Here is a 17812-nt window from a genome sequence, read left to right as displayed (position 1 = left end):
GCACCACCGCCTCCGGGGACACGGAGACCGCGCACGAAGCAGCGACCACGGGTGAGCTCCAGGCCGCGGGCGAGGGCCCACCCACGGACCACGCGACTCCCGCCCCCGGAGCCACGCCCACGGCCGAGCGCACCCCCGAGGCCGACGGCGGGGCCGCTGCCGAGGCCGGAGGCCAGGCCGCGCCCGAGGCCGACGGCGCGGAAAGCGAGGCCGGATCCAAGACCACTGCCGAGGCCGCTGGCGGGACCACTACCGAGAGCGCCCCTGAGGCCAACGGCGGGGCCGCTCCCGAACCCACGGCCAGGACCGGTGGCGGGAGCACTGCCGAGCGCACGCCCGAGACCGACAGCGGGGCCGCTGTCGAGGCCGGGGGGCGGGTCGGGGTGGAGGTTCGGGCCGGTGTTGTTTCGGGGGCGTCGTCCGAGTCCGCCCCCGGGGTGCGTGACGGAGTCGTCGCCGAGCCGACGCTCGAAGCCTCCGAGGCTGTCCCCGGGCCCACGGCGGAATCCGCCGCTCTCACCCACCCCGCGACCGCGACCGGCGCCGCGCCCGACAGCGCCCCCGAGGCCGACGGCGGGGCCGCTGCCGGGGCCGCGGGTGAGGGGGCTGTGCAAGCCGCTTCTCAAGCGCGGGTCGACGCCGGGGGCGGGGTCGGTGCCCCGGTTCGGCGGCCCCGGTTGTGGCAGCGGTGGCGTGCGGAGCACCCCTCCGCCGCACGGGTGCTCTCCGTCACCCTCACCGTGCTCTCCGCCCTCCTCGTCTACGCCTGCCTGCTGATGCCCAACACGCTCAGCGGCCTGAAGCCGGTCACGTTCGTGCGGATCCCGGCCGAGGCGGTCATGGGCGCGGTGGTGCTGCTGGCTCTGCCGCGGCGCTACCGGCTGGTGCTCGCCTCGGTCGCCGGGGCGGTGGTCGGCGCACTGACCATCGTGGACTTCTTCAACATGGGGTTCGTCGACTACCTGGGCCGTCCCTTCAACATCATCCTGGACTGGTCCCTGCTGCCCGACGCCCGCGGCTACCTGAAGGACACCCTCGGCGGCACCGTCGAGCTGGCGATCACCGTCGGCGCGGTGCTGCTGGTCTTCCTGCTGATCGGGATCGTCGCGCTGGCCACCGTACGGGTCTCCGAGCAGCTCGCCCGGGTCCGGACGAAGGCCACCCGGGGGACGCTGATCGTCGGCACGGTGTGGATCACCTGCAACGCGCTCGGCCTGTCGGTCGCCGGCGCGCCGCTCGCCGCGCAGAAGGCGACCGCGGTGCTGAAGACGCAGGTGCGCACCGTGCAGCTGACGCTGAAGGACGAGGCCGAGTTCCGCAAGGTCGCCAAGGTGGACGCCTTCGGGAACACCCCGGGCGACCAGCTGGTGCCGGCCCTGCGCGGCAAGGACGTGGTCTTCACGTTCATCGAGAGCTACGGGCGCAGCGCCATCGAGGACCCGATCGAGGCACCCGGTGTCGACAGCACGCTGGACGCGCAGACGGCGATGCTGAAGAAGGCCGGTTACGCCGCGAAGAGCGGCTGGCTGACGTCGGCGACGTACGGCGGCAGCAGCTGGCTGGGACACTCCACCACCATGTCCGGGCTGTGGGTCAGCAACCAGCAGCGGTACCGGACCGTCATGGCCAGCGACCACCTGAGCCTGACCAAGGCGTTCAAGAAGACCGGTGACTTCGACACCGTCGGGGTGATGCCGGGTATCCAGAAGGGCTGGCCGGAGCAGAGCTTCTACGGCCTCGACAAGGTCTATAACGCCTTCCAGCTCGGCTACAAGGGGCCGAAGTTCAGCTGGTCGACGATGCCCGACCAGTACGCGCTCCAGCAGTTCCAGGACCGGGTGCACAGCAGGAAGCCGGCCGACGGCAAGTCCCGGATGTCGCTGCTGATCCTGACCTCCAGCCACCAGCCGTGGGCGCCGATCCCGAAGATGGTGCCGTGGGACCGGCTGGGCGACGGTTCGATCTTCGACGCCATCCAGAAGGCCGGCAACAAGGCGTCCGACGTCATCGCCGACACGACCAAGTCCCGCCAGGAGTACGGCAAGTCGGTCCAGTACTCGGTGACCGCGCTCACCCAGTGGCTGCAGCGCTACGGCAACGACGACACGGTCCTGGTCTTCCTCGGCGACCACCAGCCGATCGCCCGGGTCAGCGGCAACCACGCCAGCCGTGACGTGCCGATCTCCATCGTCGCCAAGGACCCGAAGGTCCTCGACGCGATCGGCTCCTGGAACTGGACCGACGGTCTGCGCCCGGCGCACGACGCCCCGGTGTGGAAGATGAGCGCGTTCCGCGACAGGTTCCTGACCGCGTTCGGCTCCACCCCGCACCCGAAGACGAACTGAGCGCTCAGCCTCCCGAGGTGTCCAGTTCCGCGTCCTCGGTGATGCCCGCGCAGTCGTAGGGGTCCTTCAGCCAGCCGTCCGGCAGCACCACCCGGTTGTTGCCGGACGTACGGCCGCGGGGTCCGTCGGCGCCCGCGGGCCAGGGCTGGTCGAGGTCCAGTTCGTCGAGGCCCGCGCGGAGTTCCGCCAGGGACGAGGTGACGGCGAGGCGCCTGCGCATCTCGCTGCCGACCGCGAAGCCCTTCAGGTACCAGGCGACGTGCTTGCGGAAGTCGACCACACCCTTGGACTCGTCGCCGAGCCACTCGCCGAGCAGCCCGGCGTGCCGGACCATGACGTCGGCGACCTGCCGCAGGGACGGCCGGGCGATGTCCTCGTGCCGCCCCTCGAACGCCGCCACCAGGTCCGCGAACAGCCACGGCCTGCCCAGGCACCCGCGCCCGACCACGACCCCGTCGCAGCCGGTCTCCCGCACCATCCGCAGCGCGTCCCCGGCCGACCAGATGTCGCCGTTGCCAAGCACCGGGATCTCCGGGACGTGTTCCTTGAGGCGGGCGATGGCCTCCCAGTCGGCGGTGCCGCCGTAGTGCTGGGCGGCGGTGCGGCCGTGCAGGGCGATCGAGGTGACGCCCTCCTCGACGGCGATCCGGCCGGCGTCGAGGTAGGTGATGTGGTCGTCGTCGATGCCCTTGCGCATCTTCATCGTGACGGGGAGGTCCCCGGCGCCGCTCACCGCCTCGCGGAGGATCGCGCGGAGCAGGTTGCGCTTGTAGGGCAGGGCCGAGCCGCCGCCCTTGCGCGTCACCTTCGGGACCGGGCAGCCGAAGTTCAGGTCGATGTGGTCGGCCAGGTCCTCCTCCGCGATCATGCGGACGGCCTTGCCGACGGTGGCCGGGTCGACGCCGTACAGCTGGATCGAGCGCGGCTTCTCGGTCGCGTCGAAGCGGATCAGCTGCATGGTCTTCTCGTTGCGCTCGACCAGGGCCCGGGTCGTGATCATCTCGCTGACGAACAGCCCCTTGCCCCCGCTGAACTCTCTGCACAGGGTGCGGAAGGGCGCGTTGGTGATCCCGGCCATGGGGGCCAGGACGACCGGCGGCCGAACAGTGTGGGGGCCGATCTGCAGGGGCGACGTGGGCTCGGGCATTCCCCCATTGTCGCGTACGGCGCACGGTGCCCGGGCGCCACGATCATGTAGCGGTCATTAGTTAGACGCACTATCGAAACCGGCGTAGGATGAGGTCATGCCCGAGCTGAGCCCCCGCCGCCGCATGCTCGTGCTCGCGATCTGCTGCATGAGCCTGCTGATCGTGAGTCTCGACACCACCGCCCTCAACGTCGGCCTGCCGTCCATGCAGCGCGAGCTGCACGCCTCCACGGCCGGACTGCAGTGGACGATCGACGCGTACACCCTGGTCCTGGCCTCGCTGCTGATGCTCGCCGGTTCCACCGGCGACCGGGTCGGCCGCAAGAAGGTCTTCATGACCGGACTCGTGGTCTTCTCCCTCGGCTCGCTGCTGTGCTCGCTCGCGCCGAACCTGGAGTCGCTGATCGCGTTCCGCATGGTGCAGGCGGTGGGTGGCTCGATGCTGAACCCGGTCGCCATGTCGATCATCACCAACACCTTCACCGACCCGCGTGAACGGGCCCGGGCGATCGGCGTGTGGGGTGCGGTGGTCGGCATATCCATGGCCGCGGGACCGCTGGTCGGCGGCCTGCTGGTGGAGTCGGTCGGCTGGCGGGCGATCTTCTGGGTCAACCTCCCGGTGGGCCTGGCGGCGCTGCTGCTGACCCTGCGCTTCGTACCGGAGTCCCGGGCGCCGAAGGCCCGCCGTCCCGACCCGGTCGGCCAGGTGCTGGTCATCGCACTGTTCGGTTCGCTGACGTACGCGATCATCGAGGCGCCGACGGCGAGCGCGACCACGGTGGTCCCGTTCGCCGTGGTGGCCCTGGCCGCCCTGCTCGGACTGCTCCGGTACGAGCCGAGGCGTGAGCAGCCCCTCATCGACCTGCGCTTCTTCCGTTCGGTGCCGTTCAGCGGCGCCACGGTGATCGCGATCAGCGCGTTCGCCTCGCTCGGCGGCTTCCTGTTCCTGTCCACGCTGTACCTGCAGAACGTGCGCGGTCTCGACGCCCTGCACGCGGGCCTGTGGATGCTGCCGATGGCGGTGCCGATGTTCCTGTGCGCGCCGCTGGCGGGACGCCTGGTGGGCAGCCGCGGGCCGCGGCTGCCGCTGGTGGTCGCCGGGGTGGCGATGACGGCGAGCGCGGTGCTGTTCGCGGCCTTCGAGGCGGAGACCTCGAACACCACCCTCTTCGCCGGCTACGTCCTGTTCGGCATCGGCTTCGGCTTCGTGAACGCCCCGATCACCAACACCGCGGTCTCCGGGATGCCGAGGTCGCAGGCGGGGGTCGCGGCGGCGATCGCCTCCACCAGCAGGCAGCTGGGCCAGACCCTGGGCGTGGCGGTCGTCGGGGCGGTGCTGGCGTCGGGGATCGGCTCGTCGTCGTACCACCGGTCCTTCGTGACCGCCGCCCGGCCCGGCTGGTGGATCCTCGCCGTCTGCGGCGTCGCGGTCCTGGCCCTGGGGGCGCTGACCAACGGCCGCTGGGCCCGCGGCACGGCCGAGCGCACCGCGCAGCGCCTGGAGTCGGCGGAGATCCGCCAGGTGGTGGGCGCCGGGGACCGGGTATAGGGCCTGTCAGCAGGAGCTGGTCATGCGCTGGTGGCGGGTCCGGACCAGCTGGTGGAGGGCGCCCAGGGCCAGGGCCTGGAGCAGGGCGGACACCACGACCATGGCGACGAAGAACCAGTCCGGCATCTCCGCCGGGTCCCAGGCGGCCCGGCCCAGCGCCCCGACGAGCAGGAACGCGGGGAAGGTGACCAGAGGCGACCAGAGCCAGGCCGAGGCGGGGTCCGGGTCCTGGGCGGCGACGGGGTCCAGCGCGGCCTTGGCGATGACGAACGCGACCAGGGCCAGGTAGGCCACCGACACCCGGTTGCCGAGCGTCAGCCGTACGAGCGTGCGGACAAGGCCAGGTCCCATCGGTCGTCCCCCTGTGGTCGTGGTGTTCCGTCCCCTGTCTGCATGGTGGTTCGAACGGCTGTGCCCTGTCCTGAGTACGCGTACTCAACCGCGGGGCCCTGTGGTCAGTTCGCGGGTCCGCCCAGTTCGAACCACACGTTCTTGCCGGTGCCCAGGCGGGTCGTGCCCCAGCGTCTGGCCAGCCGGTTCACCAGGTACAGGCCGCGTCCGTGCTCCTCGTCGGGCGTGGCCCGCCGCAGCCGGGGCAGCTGCGGCACGTCGTCGCCGACCTCGCAGCGCAGCACCTCGGTGTGCAGCAGCCGCAGGCCGATCGGCCGGGTGGCGTGCCGTACGGCGTTGGTGACGATCTCGCTGACCAGCAGCTCGGCGGTGTCGCTGAGCTCCTCCAGGTCCCACGCGGCCAGTGCCTGCCGGGTGAGCCGGCGGGCCCGGCCGGGGGCGGAGTTCTCCGGGTCCAGGGTCCAGTAGGCCACGTCGCTGGGCGCGATGCCGTCGAAGCGGGCGGCGAGCAGCGCGATGTCGTCGTCCCGGTCGCCCGGGCCGAGCATGTCGAGCACCTCGTCGCAGAGCGCCTCCAGGGGCGGCGGCCGGTCCGGGCCGGTCAGCTGGGCGGTGGCGGCCAGCTTCTCGCGCAGCTGCTCGATGCCGGTCCACACGTCGCGCAGCCGGGACTCCACGAGACCGTCGGTGTACAGGAGCAGGGTGGCGCCGGCGGGCGCCTCCAGCTCGACCGCCTCGAAGTCGATGCCGCCGACGCCGATCGGGGCGCCCGGCGGCACCGCGAGGACCTCGGTCTTGCCGCCGGGGTGCAGCAGGATGGGCGGCGGGTGGCCTGCGTTGGCGACCGTCATACGGTGCGAGACCGGGTCGTAGACGACGTAGAGGCAGGTCGCCATGCGGTCGGTGCCGAGGCGCTGGGCCTGTTCGTCGAGGTGGTGCAGGACCTCCTGCGGGGGCAGGTCGAGCCCCGCCAGGGTCAGCGCGGTGGTGCGCAGCTGGCCCATGACGGCGGCCGAGGTCATCGAGTGCCCCATGACGTCGCCGACGACCAGCGCCACCCGGCTGCCGGGCAGCGGGATCGCGTCGTACCAGTCGCCGCCCACCCGCGCGGTCTCGGCGGCGGGGAGGTAGCGGACCGCGAGCCGGACACCGGTGGGCCGGGGCAGGCTGTGCGGGAGCATGGCGCGCTGCAGCCGGTCAGCGATGAACGCCTCCCGGCTGTACAGCACGGCCTTGTCGACGCCGAGCGCGGTGTGGGTGGCCAGCTGGGCGGCGACCAGCAGGTCGGCGGGTTCGAACGCCGGGCGTTCCGGACGGCGCAGGAAGACCACGGCGCCGGTGACCCGGCGGCGGCCGCGCAGCGGGGCGAGGATCGCGTGCGAACCGGCCCAGCCGTTCAACGCGCTGTCCTCGCCGACGAGTTCGCTGAGCGCGGCACGGGTCGGCGCGTTGTCGGCGAACACCGGCCGCACTCCGCGCAGCACTTCGGCGAGGGCGCCGCCGGGCACCACCTCGCTCCAGTCGGAGGCGTCCAGGTCGTCCTGCTCGTCGCCCACGGTCTCCACCGGCCAGACCAGGCCCTCGGCGCCGGGGCCCTTGATCCGGTCGGTGCGGCGCAGCCGGAGCACGGCGGGGCCGGCGGGGCGTTCGTCGCCCACCGGGAGCGGGTCGCGCAGGTAGACGAGGGCCGCGTCGGAGTACGTGGGTACGGCGGCCCGGCACAGGCCGAGCACGATCTCGTCGGTGTCGAAGCCACGGGCGATCCGCCGGGTGGCCGCGCCGACGTAGCGGAGGCGGTCCTCGTCCGGCGCCTTCAGCGCGGTGGTGGGCCGCACCTGCGGGATCACGGTGGCCTCCCGCACCCCGAGCGCGGTCTGCGCCGCCAGCGCGTCGGCCAGGGCGACGTCGTCCGCCACGAAGTCCTCCCGGTCCGGGCGCCGCAGGAGCACCGCCACGCCCACCACGGCGTCGGGTGCGCGCAGCGGGGCGAGCAGGACCTGGTTGCCCTGCGGCAGCCGGGGCACCGTCCCCAGCAGCTCGCGCAGCGCGTCGGCGGTGTCACCGGCGGCCGGGTCGCCGGCGCGCGCCCGGCCGCAGCGCAGCATTCCGGCCAGCACTCCGTCGGGCGCCACCGACACGCTGTCCGGGGGCACCCCGCCCATGACGCCCGCGAGTTCGGCGGGCGCCTGGTCCAGCAGCAGCCGCAGCGGCTCGGACCGGTCCTGCGGGCCGTCCTCCAGGTAGACGAACGCGCCGTCCGCCAGGTCGGGGACGACCGACCGGCACAGCTCACGGACGGCCTGGGCCGCGCCCTCGGCGCGCGCGATCCGGCGGCCGGCAACGGCCAGGAAACGTTGAGGATCCGGCAGCATCGCCTCTCCGTGCCGGTGGCCGCTTCACAAGGTCGCTTTCATCTTGAGCCAGGGTCAATGCCGTGTCCAGGGTTTCCGCCGGTACACCAAGTCCGGCGCATGATCCGGCGGTTGAGAGCACGACCGCAGGGTGACCCTGGGAACACCCACCGTACGCCCGCCGAGTTCACGTGAACACACCTGGTGCCCCCGGTAAAACCCGGTGGAGAATCCCCCGTTGATGTTGGTCCTGCTGCACACTCGCGTCATGTCGCCGATCGACGAGAGCAAGGTCAGACGCTGGGACCAGCACGGCCGGGAGCACGTGGTCCGGGTCCGGCGCACGGGTGTGCAGCGCACGCTCCAGTGCGGCACCTGCGGCTGGCGCCGGCGCGCGCAGTTCCTGCCCTGGCTGAAGGCCGAGGAGCACCTGGCCGAGGCCCACCAGGCCACCGTGGACCCGGCGGGGGCCGAGCCCTCCCGATGAGTTCTCGCCGGTGCGGCGGTCGTACCCGTGACCGCGCCCACCGGAAGGACGACCGATGACCCCGAGCCCGCTGCACACCACCCTGCGCCGCCACGCCGACGACGGGACCGTCACCGGAGCCGTCGGGCTCGTCGCCCGCGGCGACGACGTCGAGGCCGTGGCCGTCGGGTCCCTGGACGCCGAGGGCTCCGCCCCGATGGAACGGGACGCGATCTTCCGCATCGCGTCGATCACCAAGCCGATCACCGCCGCGGCGGTGCTGATGCTGGTGGACGAGGGCCTGGTCGGGCTGGGCGACCCGGTGGAGCGGTGGCTGCCCGAGCTGGCCGAGCCGGTGGTGGTGCGGACGCCCGCCGGGCCCGTCGACGACGTGGTGCCGGCCGCCCGCCCGGTCACCGTCGAGGACCTGCTGAGCTTCCGCACCGGCTGGGGCATGCCTGACGACTTCTCGCTGCCCGCCGTCGGGCCCCTGACCGCGGTGCAGCGCTACGACCTCCCCTTCGGGCGGTGGCCGGACCCGGACACCTGGCTGCGGGCGCTCGCCGAGGTGCCGATGCTGCACCAGCCGGGCGAGGCCTGGCTGTACGGCACCTCGTCCGACCTGCAGGGCATCCTGGTCGCCCGGGCGTCGGGCCGATCGCTCGCCGACTTCCTGGCGGAACGGCTCTTCGAACCGCTGGGCATGCGGGACACCGCGTTCGAGGTGCCGGCGTCGAAGCGGCACCGCTTCACCTGGGCCTACCACCGCGCCGAGGACGGTGCCCTGCGCCTCGTGGACACCCCGGACGGCCGCTTCAGCGGCCTCCCGAGGTTCCTGTCGGGCGGCGGCGGACTGGTCTCCACGGCGGACGACTGGCTGGCCTTCGGGCGGCTGCTGCTGAACGCGGGCGCCACCGCGGACGGCCGCCGGCTGCTCTCCCCCGCCTCGGTCAGCCGGATGACCACCAACCACCTCACGGCGGCCCAGCGCGACGCCGCCGGCCTCTTCCTGTCGGGCCAGGGCTGGGGGTACGGCGGCCAGGTCGACGTCACCCCGGCGGACCCCTGGTCGGTGCCCGGCCGCTACGGCTGGGTCGGCGGCACCGGCACCACCGCGCACGTCGTCCCGGCCACCGGTACGGTCACGGTCCTGATGACGCAGACGGCCATGACGAGCCCGGCGCCGACCCCGCTGATGCGGGACTTCTGGAGGGTCACGGCGTAGGCCCGCCGTTACGGCATTCGGGTGACACGCAGCGCATGCGCCGGGTCGCCGGGACAACCCCTGTCACCTGCGGACTTCACCGAACCGCAGCCCCGGCCCGCGCCGCTTCCCGGAGGCGCTCGGGTCGCCGTCGCGGGCGACCCGGCCAAGCCTGGAGGGGTCCCCTCGTCACTCGACAGGAGCACTCCATGCACACCACTCAGCGTCAGATGACCCGTGCCCTCGCCGCGGGCGCCCTCTCGCTGGCCCTGCTGTCGGCCGGCGGCGCCGGCGCCCTCGCCGCGGAGACCAAGGCGAGCCCCTCGCCGTCCATGATGGCCTCGATCTCGATCAAGGCCACCAAGTCCTCGGTCACCACCGGTGAGTCCGTCACCTTCACCGGCCGTACGTCAGGTCTGAAGGTGGGCGCGCCGCTGGTGCTCCAGCACGAGAAGAGCGGCAAGTGGGTCCCGCTCAAGGTGAACACGAAGATCAAGAACGGCAGCTCCTACTCGCTGACCACGTCGTTCAAGACGAAGGGGACCCAGCACCTGCGGGTCGCCGCGGTCGGCAAGAAGGTGTACTCCCCCACGGTGACGGTCAACGTCACCTGAGGCCGCGCACCAGCAGCTCCACCAGCGCCGTGAAGTCCCCGTCGGCCTCCGGCCGCTCCCACTCGCGGGCGTAGCCCGGGTCGTGGAAGCGGCCGGTGGCCTGGAAGACCGCGCGGGCCGCGGCGGCCGGGTCGGGCACCGTGAAGGTGCCCGACCCGGTCCCGTCCGCGATGATCCGGGTCAGCTGGCCGGTCAGGTCGGCGACGTGCTCGTCGACCGCCGGGCCGCTCTCCTCGACCAGCACCATGTAGGTGGCGAACAGCTCGGGGTCGTCGCACGCCTTGCGCCGCTTGGCCTCGAACAGCGCCCGCAGCCAGGCGCGCAGCCGGTCCTCGGGGGCCCGGTCCTCGGCCAGGATGCCGGACAGCGCCGCCGAGGTGCGGTCCAGCCACCGCTTGGTCACCGCCGCGCGCAGCGCCGCCTTGGTCCGGAAGTGCCGGTAGACGCTGCCGTGGCTGACGCCGAGCGCGCGGGCCACGTCGACCACGGTGGCCTTGGCCGGGCCGTGCCGGCGCAGCACCTCCTCGGTCGCCTCGAGGATGCGTTCGGCGGTGAGGACCGGGGGCGGGGACGTGGCTGCCATGACCTAGACGGTACCCGGACGGCCGTACCCCCTGCCCAGGGCCGTGATCACTGCTCGGTGCCGAGGGTGGCCATCTGCACGGCCGGGTAGCGGGTGCCGGCCGCCGCGTCCGCCGGTACGGCCTCCTCGATCGCCGCCAGGTCGGCCGCGTCCAGGGTGACGTCCAGCGCGCCCAGCGACTCGGAGAGCCGCTCGCGGGTGCGGGCGCCGACGAGGGGGACGATGTCGTCGCCGTGTCCGGCGCCCCGGGAGAGCACCCAGGCGATGGCGATCTGGGCCACGGTGACCCCCTTCTGGTCGGCGATCTTGCGCAGCGCCTCGACCAGGTCGAGGTTGTGCCGGAGGTTGTCGCCCTGGAAGCGGGGCGAGTGGGCCCGGAAGTCCTGGGCGCCGAGCTGCCGGTCGCGGGTGAAGTGGCCGGAGATCAGCCCCCGGGAGAGCACGCCGTAGGCGGTGATGCCGATGCCCAGTTCCCGGGTGGTCGGCAGGATCTCCCGCTCGATGTCCCGGGTGATGATCGCGTACTCGACCTGGAGGTCGGAGATCGGCGCGGTGGCGGCGGCCCGCCGGATGTTCTCCGCACTGGCCTCGCTGAGGCCGATGTGCCGGACGTACCCGGCGTCGACCAGTTCGCTGATCGCGCCGACGGTCTCCTCGATGGGGACGTCCGGGTCGACGCGGGCGATCCGGTAGACGTCGATGTGGTCGACGCCGAGGCGCTGGAGGGAGTAGGCGGCGAAGTTCTTGACCGCGGCCGGGCGGCCGTCGTATCCGAGCCAGCTGCCCTCCGGGCCGCGCAGCGCGCCGAACTTCACGCTCAGCAGGGCCTGTTCGCGGCGAGCGGCGGGGGCGGTGCGCAGGGCCTCGCCGATGAGCATCTCGTTGTGGCCCATGGCGTAGAAGTCGCCGGTGTCGAGGAGGGTCACGCCGGCTTCGAGGGCGGCGTGGACGGTCGCGATCGACTCGGCCCGGTCTGCCTCGCCGTAGAGCGCGGACATGCCCATGCAGCCGAGGCCGAGGGCGGAGACCTGCGGGCCGGTGGTTCCGAGGGTGCGGATGTGCGTCGTCATGGCTCCACTCTGGCATGACAGCTGACAGATTTCAATATCTGTCATTCCATAGGTCTCCCAGCCGCGAAAAAGCGGTTCCCCGCACCCCGGAGGGGGTGCGGGGAACCGCCGGATCAGCCGGTCGGGCGCCTAGCAGCCGACGAGGCGGCCCGCGAGGTAGCCCTCGATCTGGTCCAGGGACACCCGCTCCTGCTTCATCGTGTCGCGCTCGCGCACGGTCACCGCGTTGTCCTCGAGCGTGTCGAAGTCGACGGTGACGCAGTACGGCGTGCCGATCTCGTCCTGGCGGCGGTAGCGGCGGCCGATGGCACCCGCGTCGTCGAACTCGATGTTCCAGTTCTGCCGCAGCGCCTGGGCGAGACCCTTGGCCTTGGGCGAGAGCTCCGGGTTGCGGGACAGCGGGAGGACGGCGACCTTCACCGGGGCCAGGCGGTGGTCCAGGCGCAGCACCGTGCGCTTCTCCAGCTTGCCCTTGGCGTTCGGCGCCTCGTCCTCGACGTACGCGTCGAGCAGGAACGCCAGCATCGCGCGGCCGACACCGGCCGCGGGCTCGATGACGTACGGCGTCCAGCGCTCGCCGGCCTCCTGGTCGAAGTAGGAGAGGTCCTGGCCGGAGGCCTTGGAGTGGGCGCCGAGGTCGTAGTCGGTGCGGTTGGCGACACCCTCCAGCTCGCCCCACTCGTTGCCGCCGAACTGGAAGCGGTACTCGATGTCAGCGGTGCGCTTGGAGTAGTGGGAGAGCTTCTCCTTCGGGTGCTCGTACCACCGCATGTTCTCCTCGCGCAGGCCCAGGCCGGTGTACCAGTTCCAGCGCTGCTCCATCCAGTACTCCTGCCACTTCTCGTCCTCGCCCGGCTTGACGAAGAACTCCATCTCCATCTGCTCGAACTCGCGGGTGCGGAAGATGAAGTTGCCGGGCGTGATCTCGTTGCGGAAGGACTTGCCCATCTGCGCGATGCCGAACGGCGGCTTGCGGCGCGAAGTGGTCTGCACCTGGGCGAAGTTGGTGAAGATGCCCTGCGCGGTCTCGGGACGCAGGTAGGCGACGGAGCCGCTGTCCTGGGTCGGGCCGAGGTGGGTGGAGAGCAGACCCGAGAACTGCTTGGGCTCCGTGAACTGGCCCTTGTTGCCGCAGTTCGGGCAGTTCACGTCCGCCAGGCCGTTCTCCGGCAGGCGGCCGTGCTTGGCCTCGTAGGCCTCCTCCAGGTGGTCCGCGCGGAACCGCTTGTGGCACGCGGTGCACTCGGTCAGCGGGTCCGTGAAGGTGGCGACGTGACCGGAGGCGACCCAGACCTCGGGGGCCAGGATGACGGACGAGTCAATGCCGACCACGTCCTCGCGGGACGTCACCATGTAGCGCCACCACTGGCGCTTCAGGTTCTCCTTGAGCTCGACACCCAGCGGCCCGTAGTCCCAGGCGGCGCGCTGACCGCCGTAGATCTCACTGCACGGGAATACGAAGCCTCGGCGCTTGCTCAGGCTGACGATGGTGTCGATCTTGTCGGCGGCCACGGTGCTCTCTTCATTACGACGACGGGCGACGAAGCGAGACGCTTCACAGCGAATGCTTCAGCGTACCGGCGGGGGCTCCCCCTCAACCAAATCGGATCCCCTTACCGGCCTCTCACCGAGGCTTGTTGACAACGGTTTCCATGTTTGTTGAAAATGACTCTCATGAACGTACGACGAGGCCTCATACCCGCGGCCGCCGCGACCACCGTCACCGCACTCGGCCTGGCCACCCTCACCGCGTGCGGCGGCGCCGCCACGGCGGCCGGAACCGGCAAGTTCGACGTCGTCGCGTCGTTCTACCCGATGGCCTTCCTCGCCGACCGGATCGGCGGCGGCCACGTCCACGTCACCAGCCTCACCACGCCCGGCCAGGAACCCCACGACCTGGAGATCAGCGCCAAGCAGATCGTCGGGATCGAGAAGTCCGACGCGGTCCTCTACCTCAGGAACCTCCAGCCCTCCGTCGACAGCGCCGTCGCCCAGTCGTCCGTCAAGACGAAGATCGACGCCGCCTCCCTGACCACCCTGGAGAAGCACGGCAACGAGGTCGGCGGGCACGCCGCCTCGCACGACACCTCGGAGAACGAGGAACTGACCGGCCTCGACCCGCACATCTGGCTGGACCCGGTGCGCTACGCCCAGGTCGCCGAAGGCGTCGGCAAGGCCTTCGAGAAGGCCGACCCGGACCACGCGGCCGACTACCGGAAGAACACCGCGGCCCTGGTCAAGCAGCTGGACGACCTGAACACCCGGTTCGAGAAGGGCCTCGCGCACACGCGGTCCAAGGTCTTCGTCACCACCCACGCGGCCTTCGGCTACCTCGCCGAGCGCTACGGCCTCACCGAGGAGGCCATCAACGGCCTCGACCCCGAGTCCGAGCCGAGCGCCGCCCGGGTCAAGGACCTGGAGACCATGGCCAAGGCCGACGGCGTCACCACCGTGTTCTACGAGACGCTCGTCAGCGACAAGACCGCGAAGACCATCGCCTCCGACGCCGGTCTGAGGACGGACGTCCTCGACCCGATCGAGGGCATCACCGGCAAGTCCCGCGGCAAGGACTACTTCGCCGTCCAGGAAGCCAACCTCAAGGCGCTCCAGCAGGCGCTGGGCACCAAGTGACGGGAGACGAGATGACCGGCGAGCCCGTCATATCCCTGCGCCAGGTGACCGCCGAGCTGGGCTCACGCCCCGTGCTGCGCGGCATCGACCTCACCGTGCACCGCGGCGAGGTGGTCGCACTGCTCGGCGCGAACGGCTCCGGCAAGTCGACGGCGATCCGCACGATCATCGGCCAGGTGCCGGTGACCGGCGGCGAGATATCCCTGTTCGGCACCCCCCGCCGTACCTTCCGCCAGTGGTCGCGGGTCGGGTACGTCCCGCAGCGCACCACCGCGGCGGGCGGCGTCCCCGCCACGGTCACCGAGGTGGTCTCCGCGGGCCGGCTCTCCCGCACCCGCTTCGGCCTCTTCCGCAGGGCCGACCAGGAGGCCGTACGGGACGCCCTCGCCCTGGTCGGGATGGCCGACCGGGCCAAGGACAACGTCGAGGCGCTCTCCGGCGGCCAGCACCAGCGGGTGCTGATCGCCCGCGCGCTGGTCGCAGAACCCGAACTGCTGATCATGGACGAGCCGATGGCGGGCGTCGACCTGGCCAGCCAGGAGATCCTCGCGCGGACCCTGCGCGCACAGGTCGAGCAGGGCGCCACGGTCCTCCTCGTCCTGCACGAACTGGGCCCGCTGGAGCCCCTGATCGACCGCGCGGTGGTGCTCCGCGACGGCTGCGTCCTGCACGACGGGCCGCCCCCGCGCGCCGTCGGCCAGCACGCGCTCCCGGGCCACGACCACGTCCACCCCCACGACGAGCACACACCCCTGCGCACCGGACTGCTGAGCTGATGGACTTCCTGAACTACGCCTTCATGCAGCGGGCCCTGCTCGCCGCCGTCCTGGTCGGCATCACCGCCCCCGCCGTCGGCATCTACCTCGTCCAGCGCCGCCAGGCCCTGATGGGCGACGGCATCGGCCATGTCGCGATGACCGGCGTCGGCCTCGGCTTCCTGCTCTCCACCTCCCCCGTGTGGATGGCCACGGCCGTCTCCGTCCTCGGCGCGGTCCTGATGGAGCTGATCCGCTGGTACGGCCGCACCCGCGGCGACATCGCCCTCGCGATGCTCTTCTACGGCGGCATGGCCGGCGGTGTCATGCTGATCAACCTCGCGCCGGGCGGCTCCAACGCCAACCTCATGTCGTACCTCTTCGGCTCGCTGTCCACGGTGTCGCAGTCGGACGTGACCGCGATCTGCCTGCTGGCCGCGTTCGTCCTGGCCGTCACCCTCGGCCTGCGCAGGCAGCTGTTCGCGGTCAGCCAGGACGAGGAGTTCGCGCGGGTCACCGGCCTGCCGGTACGGGCGCTGAACCTGCTGACGGCGATCACGGCGGCGGTCACGGTGACGGTCGCGATGCGCGTGGTGGGGCTGCTGCTGGTGTCGGCGCTGATGGTCGTGCCGGTGGCCGCCGCCCAGCAGGTGAGCCGGAGCTTCGCGGCCACCTTCGCGATCGCCGTGGCGATCGGTGTGACGGTGTCGGTCGGGGGCACGATCACCTCGTACTACCAGTACGTCCCGCCGGGCGCGACGATCGTGCTGCTGACCATCGCCGCGTTCTTCGCGCTGAGCGTGCTGGCCGCCCCGCTGGCCCGCCGACGCGCCCGCGCGGCCGCCGCGCGCCGCCCCGCCGGGGACCCGGCGGAGTGCGCGATCCCGGCCGGACGGGGGGCCGCCGACGAGATCGGCGTCTGAACGGCCCCGGGCCGGGCTGGCACAATGGCCCGGCAGAGGCGAAGAGGCGAGGAGGCAACCGGTGACGACCGCTGGACAGCCCGTGAAGGGCCGCTCGACCCGTCAGCGGGCAGCCGTGGCGGCGGCCCTGAACGAGGTCGAGGAGTTCCGCAGCGCGCAGGAACTGCACGACATGCTCAAGCACAAGGGCGACTCGGTGGGCCTCACCACGGTGTACCGCACGCTGCAGTCCCTCGCCGACGCCGGTGAGGTGGACGTGCTGCGCACGTCCGAGGGCGAGTCGGTGTACCGGCGCTGCTCCACCGGCGAGCACCACCACCACCTCGTGTGCAGAGCCTGCGGCAAGGCGGTGGAGGTGGAGGGACCGGCCGTCGAGAAGTGGGCGGAGGCGGTCGCCGCGGAACACGGATACGTGAACGTGGCCCACACCGTGGAGATCTTCGGCACCTGCGCGGACTGCGCGCGGGATTCGGCGCGCTGACGGGCGCCCGGGCTCAGCTCCTGCCGAAGCAGCGCTCCAACTCGTTCAGGTCGTAGAACGTGCTGCCCTTCCGGACGGGCGTGCAGCCCGCCTTGAACGCGGTCTCCTTCTCGTCGTAGAGCATGCGCACCAGGTAGTCGTCGCGTAGGTGTAGGTCTCGCCGGGGGCGGCGGCCCGCCCGCTGCCCGGGAGCCGCATCAGCGCGGCCAGCGGGATGATCTCCTCGGCGTGGGTGAAGCGGAGTTCGGCGCCCAGGGTGCTGGTGCCGTCCCGCTTGGCCTCGACCTGCTCGAAGAGGTCGTCGAGGAGGGGCTGGGCCATCTTGTAGGTGATGTCGGCGTCCGAGAAGCTCGGGCCCTTCTCGTAGAAGTCCTCGGCGTCGCTGAGGTAGCCGAACCAGGCGGCGTCGCGCGGGGCGAGGTAGCGGCCGAAGTCCCAGCCCCTGCCGTTCGGGCACTCCTCGCGCATCGCGGGCGCGATGGCGTAGAGGTCGTAGACGGCGGTGGCGGCGGCGGCGAGGTCGTCGGCCGTCGAGGAGAACTCGCCGTTCACGACGCGCTGGACGAACGCCGGCTTGAAGATCCGGCCCAGGACCCGGGCGGCCGCCCGGTGCGAGGCCGGCTGGTCGGTGACCGACTTCAGGGTGGCGGCGAGCCGCTCGTCGGTCGCCAGCCACTTCTGGTAGTCGGCGCCGCCGGAGGACTTGTGGAAGTAGAGCAGGTTCTTGTCGACGCGGGCCGGGCCGAACGCGGACTTCAGCGCCGGGTCGGCGTCGGTGAGGGCGGTGGCGAAGACCGTACCGCTGTCGACCGCGCGGCCCTGGCCCGAGGTGACGACGTCGATCTTCTCGCCGTTCTCGGCGATCGAGGCGAGGAGCGAGGGCAGACGCTTCGTCAGGCGGACGGCGGTGGCGCGCAGTTCGTCCTTGCCGCGGCCGCTGAGGTTGCCGTAGCCGACGCCGCTCATGGCCGCTTCGAGGGCCTGCACGTCCGGGCCGAACCGCTCGCCGAGCCAGGTGAGCTGGCCGTCGGCCCGCGCCCGGTTCCACAGCGCGAGGATCGTGGCGCCGTCCTCGCCGTCGGTGGCGGCACGGGAGCCGTGCCGGGAGACGTTCTCGGTGAAGACGGCGGTGTAGCCGGCGGGTGCCTGCTGGTAGGTGCGCGGGTTCTGGCCGGGGGCGTAGACGGCCTTGGTGCCGTAGCTGTCGCGGTGGGCGGGCCCGGTGTCCGTGGCGTGCGCGGGCAGCGCGGTCAGGAACAGGGCGCCGAGGGCGAGGACGGGGGTGACGCGCTTCATGGGGGACCGTTTCGGACGCGGGAGACCGGATGATCCCCCGCATCCT

The 17812-nt window shown here is 72.0% G+C and carries 16 protein-coding genes; 9 read left to right on the top strand and 7 right to left on the bottom strand.

Going from position 1 to position 17812, the window contains the following annotated elements; genetic code table 11:
• Positions 1–677: 677 nt before the first annotated feature.
• Positions 678–2345 (top strand): sulfatase-like hydrolase/transferase, encoded by a 1668-nt coding sequence (locus AB0G52_RS24185; protein WP_361338641.1) that lies wholly within the window; start codon positions 678–680, stop codon positions 2343–2345.
• 4 nt (positions 2346–2349) lie between these two features.
• Here AB0G52_RS24185 and dusB read toward each other — a convergent pair whose 3' ends face one another.
• A complete protein-coding gene (gene dusB / locus AB0G52_RS24180; protein WP_132886671.1) occupies positions 2350–3492 on the bottom strand; it encodes a tRNA dihydrouridine synthase DusB in 1143 nt (380 codons plus the stop codon).
• A gap of 97 nt (positions 3493–3589) precedes the next feature.
• On the opposite strand from dusB, the gene AB0G52_RS24175 reads away from it, so the two are divergent.
• Positions 3590–5041: an MFS transporter gene (locus AB0G52_RS24175; protein WP_361338466.1), complete on the top strand. Its 1452-nt coding sequence runs from the start codon at positions 3590–3592 to the stop codon at positions 5039–5041.
• Positions 5042–5047: 6 nt separating this feature from the next.
• On the opposite strand, the gene AB0G52_RS24170 is transcribed toward AB0G52_RS24175, so the two are convergent.
• Positions 5048–5392 (bottom strand): hypothetical protein, encoded by a 345-nt coding sequence (locus AB0G52_RS24170; RefSeq protein ID WP_132886673.1) that lies wholly within the window; start codon positions 5390–5392, stop codon positions 5048–5050.
• Between the two features lie 104 nt (positions 5393–5496).
• Positions 5497–7764 carry an ATP-binding SpoIIE family protein phosphatase gene (locus tag AB0G52_RS24165; protein WP_361338463.1) on the bottom strand — a complete coding sequence of 756 codons (2268 nt, stop codon included), beginning with the start codon at positions 7762–7764 and terminating at the stop codon, positions 5497–5499.
• Between the two features lie 247 nt (positions 7765–8011).
• Between AB0G52_RS24165 and AB0G52_RS24160 the strand changes: the two genes are divergently transcribed.
• The 3 genes from AB0G52_RS24160 (at position 8012) to AB0G52_RS24150 (ending at position 10027) form a co-directional block, all read left to right on the top strand.
• Positions 8012–8230, top strand: a complete 219-nt coding sequence (locus tag AB0G52_RS24160) for a hypothetical protein (RefSeq protein WP_132886674.1) — start codon at positions 8012–8014, stop codon at positions 8228–8230.
• A gap of 55 nt (positions 8231–8285) precedes the next feature.
• A complete protein-coding gene (locus AB0G52_RS24155) occupies positions 8286–9434 on the top strand; it encodes a serine hydrolase domain-containing protein (protein ID WP_361338460.1) in 1149 nt (382 codons plus the stop codon).
• Positions 9435–9622: 188 nt separating this feature from the next.
• Complete coding sequence (locus AB0G52_RS24150; protein ID WP_361338457.1) at positions 9623–10027, top strand: hypothetical protein; 405 nt, start codon at positions 9623–9625, stop codon at positions 10025–10027.
• Here the strand turns inward: AB0G52_RS24150 and AB0G52_RS24145 are convergent.
• The 3 genes from AB0G52_RS24145 to AB0G52_RS24135 all read right to left on the bottom strand — a co-directional run bounded on the left by AB0G52_RS24145 (position 10020) and on the right by AB0G52_RS24135 (position 13192).
• Positions 10020–10610: a TetR family transcriptional regulator gene (locus AB0G52_RS24145; RefSeq protein WP_361338454.1), complete on the bottom strand. Its 591-nt coding sequence runs from the start codon at positions 10608–10610 to the stop codon at positions 10020–10022. The two genes, AB0G52_RS24150 and AB0G52_RS24145, sit on opposite strands and share 8 nt — an antisense overlap.
• 47 nt (positions 10611–10657) lie before the next feature.
• Positions 10658–11680, bottom strand: coding sequence for an aldo/keto reductase (locus AB0G52_RS24140; protein ID WP_132886678.1), 1023 nt, complete (start codon positions 11678–11680; stop codon positions 10658–10660).
• A gap of 129 nt (positions 11681–11809) precedes the next feature.
• On the bottom strand, positions 11810–13192 hold the full coding sequence (locus AB0G52_RS24135; RefSeq protein WP_046729864.1) for a glycine--tRNA ligase: 1383 nt from the start codon (positions 13190–13192) through the stop codon (positions 11810–11812).
• Positions 13193–13354: 162 nt separating this feature from the next.
• Here AB0G52_RS24135 and AB0G52_RS24130 point away from each other — a divergent pair, with 162 nt between their 5' ends.
• The 4 genes from AB0G52_RS24130 (at position 13355) to AB0G52_RS24115 (ending at position 16470) form a co-directional block, all read left to right on the top strand.
• On the top strand, positions 13355–14311 hold the full coding sequence (locus tag AB0G52_RS24130) for a metal ABC transporter substrate-binding protein (RefSeq protein ID WP_361338450.1): 957 nt from the start codon (positions 13355–13357) through the stop codon (positions 14309–14311).
• 11 nt (positions 14312–14322) lie between these two features.
• Complete coding sequence (locus AB0G52_RS24125; RefSeq protein WP_132886680.1) at positions 14323–15087, top strand: metal ABC transporter ATP-binding protein; 765 nt, start codon at positions 14323–14325, stop codon at positions 15085–15087.
• Positions 15087–15989, top strand: coding sequence for a metal ABC transporter permease (locus AB0G52_RS24120; RefSeq protein ID WP_132886681.1), 903 nt, complete (start codon positions 15087–15089; stop codon positions 15987–15989). The genes AB0G52_RS24125 and AB0G52_RS24120 overlap by 1 nt, the downstream gene beginning before the upstream one ends.
• A gap of 61 nt (positions 15990–16050) precedes the next feature.
• Entirely contained in the window at positions 16051–16470 is a 420-nt protein-coding gene (locus AB0G52_RS24115; RefSeq protein ID WP_132886682.1) for a transcriptional repressor, read from the top strand.
• A gap of 45 nt (positions 16471–16515) precedes the next feature.
• Here the strand turns inward: AB0G52_RS24115 and AB0G52_RS24110 are convergent, their stop codons facing one another.
• Positions 16516–17766, bottom strand: coding sequence for a histidine-type phosphatase (locus AB0G52_RS24110; RefSeq protein ID WP_361338446.1), 1251 nt, complete (start codon positions 17764–17766; stop codon positions 16516–16518).
• Between the last annotated feature and the right edge of the window lie 46 nt (positions 17767–17812).

It is taken from the genome of Streptomyces sp. NPDC021562, assembly GCF_040640875.1.
Taxonomy (GTDB): domain Bacteria; phylum Actinomycetota; class Actinomycetes; order Streptomycetales; family Streptomycetaceae; genus Streptomyces.
Note: the sequence above shows the minus strand (reverse complement) of the source record. Positions and strands in the feature narration are given on the sequence as shown.

Coding starts and splice junctions, on each gene's coding strand:
- AB0G52_RS24165 (WP_361338463.1), bottom strand. CDS start 7,764: ATGCTGCCGGATCCTCAACGTTTCCTGGCCGTTGCCGGCCGCCGGATC.
- AB0G52_RS24155 (WP_361338460.1), top strand. CDS start 8,286: ATGACCCCGAGCCCGCTGCACACCACCCTGCGCCGCCACGCCGACGAC.
- AB0G52_RS24150 (WP_361338457.1), top strand. CDS start 9,623: ATGCACACCACTCAGCGTCAGATGACCCGTGCCCTCGCCGCGGGCGCC.
- AB0G52_RS24110 (WP_361338446.1), bottom strand. CDS start 17,766: ATGAAGCGCGTCACCCCCGTCCTCGCCCTCGGCGCCCTGTTCCTGACC.
- AB0G52_RS24130 (WP_361338450.1), top strand. CDS start 13,355: ATGAACGTACGACGAGGCCTCATACCCGCGGCCGCCGCGACCACCGTC.
- AB0G52_RS24125 (WP_132886680.1), top strand. CDS start 14,323: ATGACCGGCGAGCCCGTCATATCCCTGCGCCAGGTGACCGCCGAGCTG.
- AB0G52_RS24120 (WP_132886681.1), top strand. CDS start 15,087: ATGGACTTCCTGAACTACGCCTTCATGCAGCGGGCCCTGCTCGCCGCC.
- AB0G52_RS24145 (WP_361338454.1), bottom strand. CDS start 10,610: ATGGCAGCCACGTCCCCGCCCCCGGTCCTCACCGCCGAACGCATCCTC.
- AB0G52_RS24170 (WP_132886673.1), bottom strand. CDS start 5,392: ATGGGACCTGGCCTTGTCCGCACGCTCGTACGGCTGACGCTCGGCAAC.
- AB0G52_RS24175 (WP_361338466.1), top strand. CDS start 3,590: ATGCCCGAGCTGAGCCCCCGCCGCCGCATGCTCGTGCTCGCGATCTGC.
- AB0G52_RS24140 (WP_132886678.1), bottom strand. CDS start 11,680: ATGACGACGCACATCCGCACCCTCGGAACCACCGGCCCGCAGGTCTCC.
- AB0G52_RS24160 (WP_132886674.1), top strand. CDS start 8,012: ATGTCGCCGATCGACGAGAGCAAGGTCAGACGCTGGGACCAGCACGGC.
- dusB (WP_132886671.1), bottom strand. CDS start 3,492: ATGCCCGAGCCCACGTCGCCCCTGCAGATCGGCCCCCACACTGTTCGG.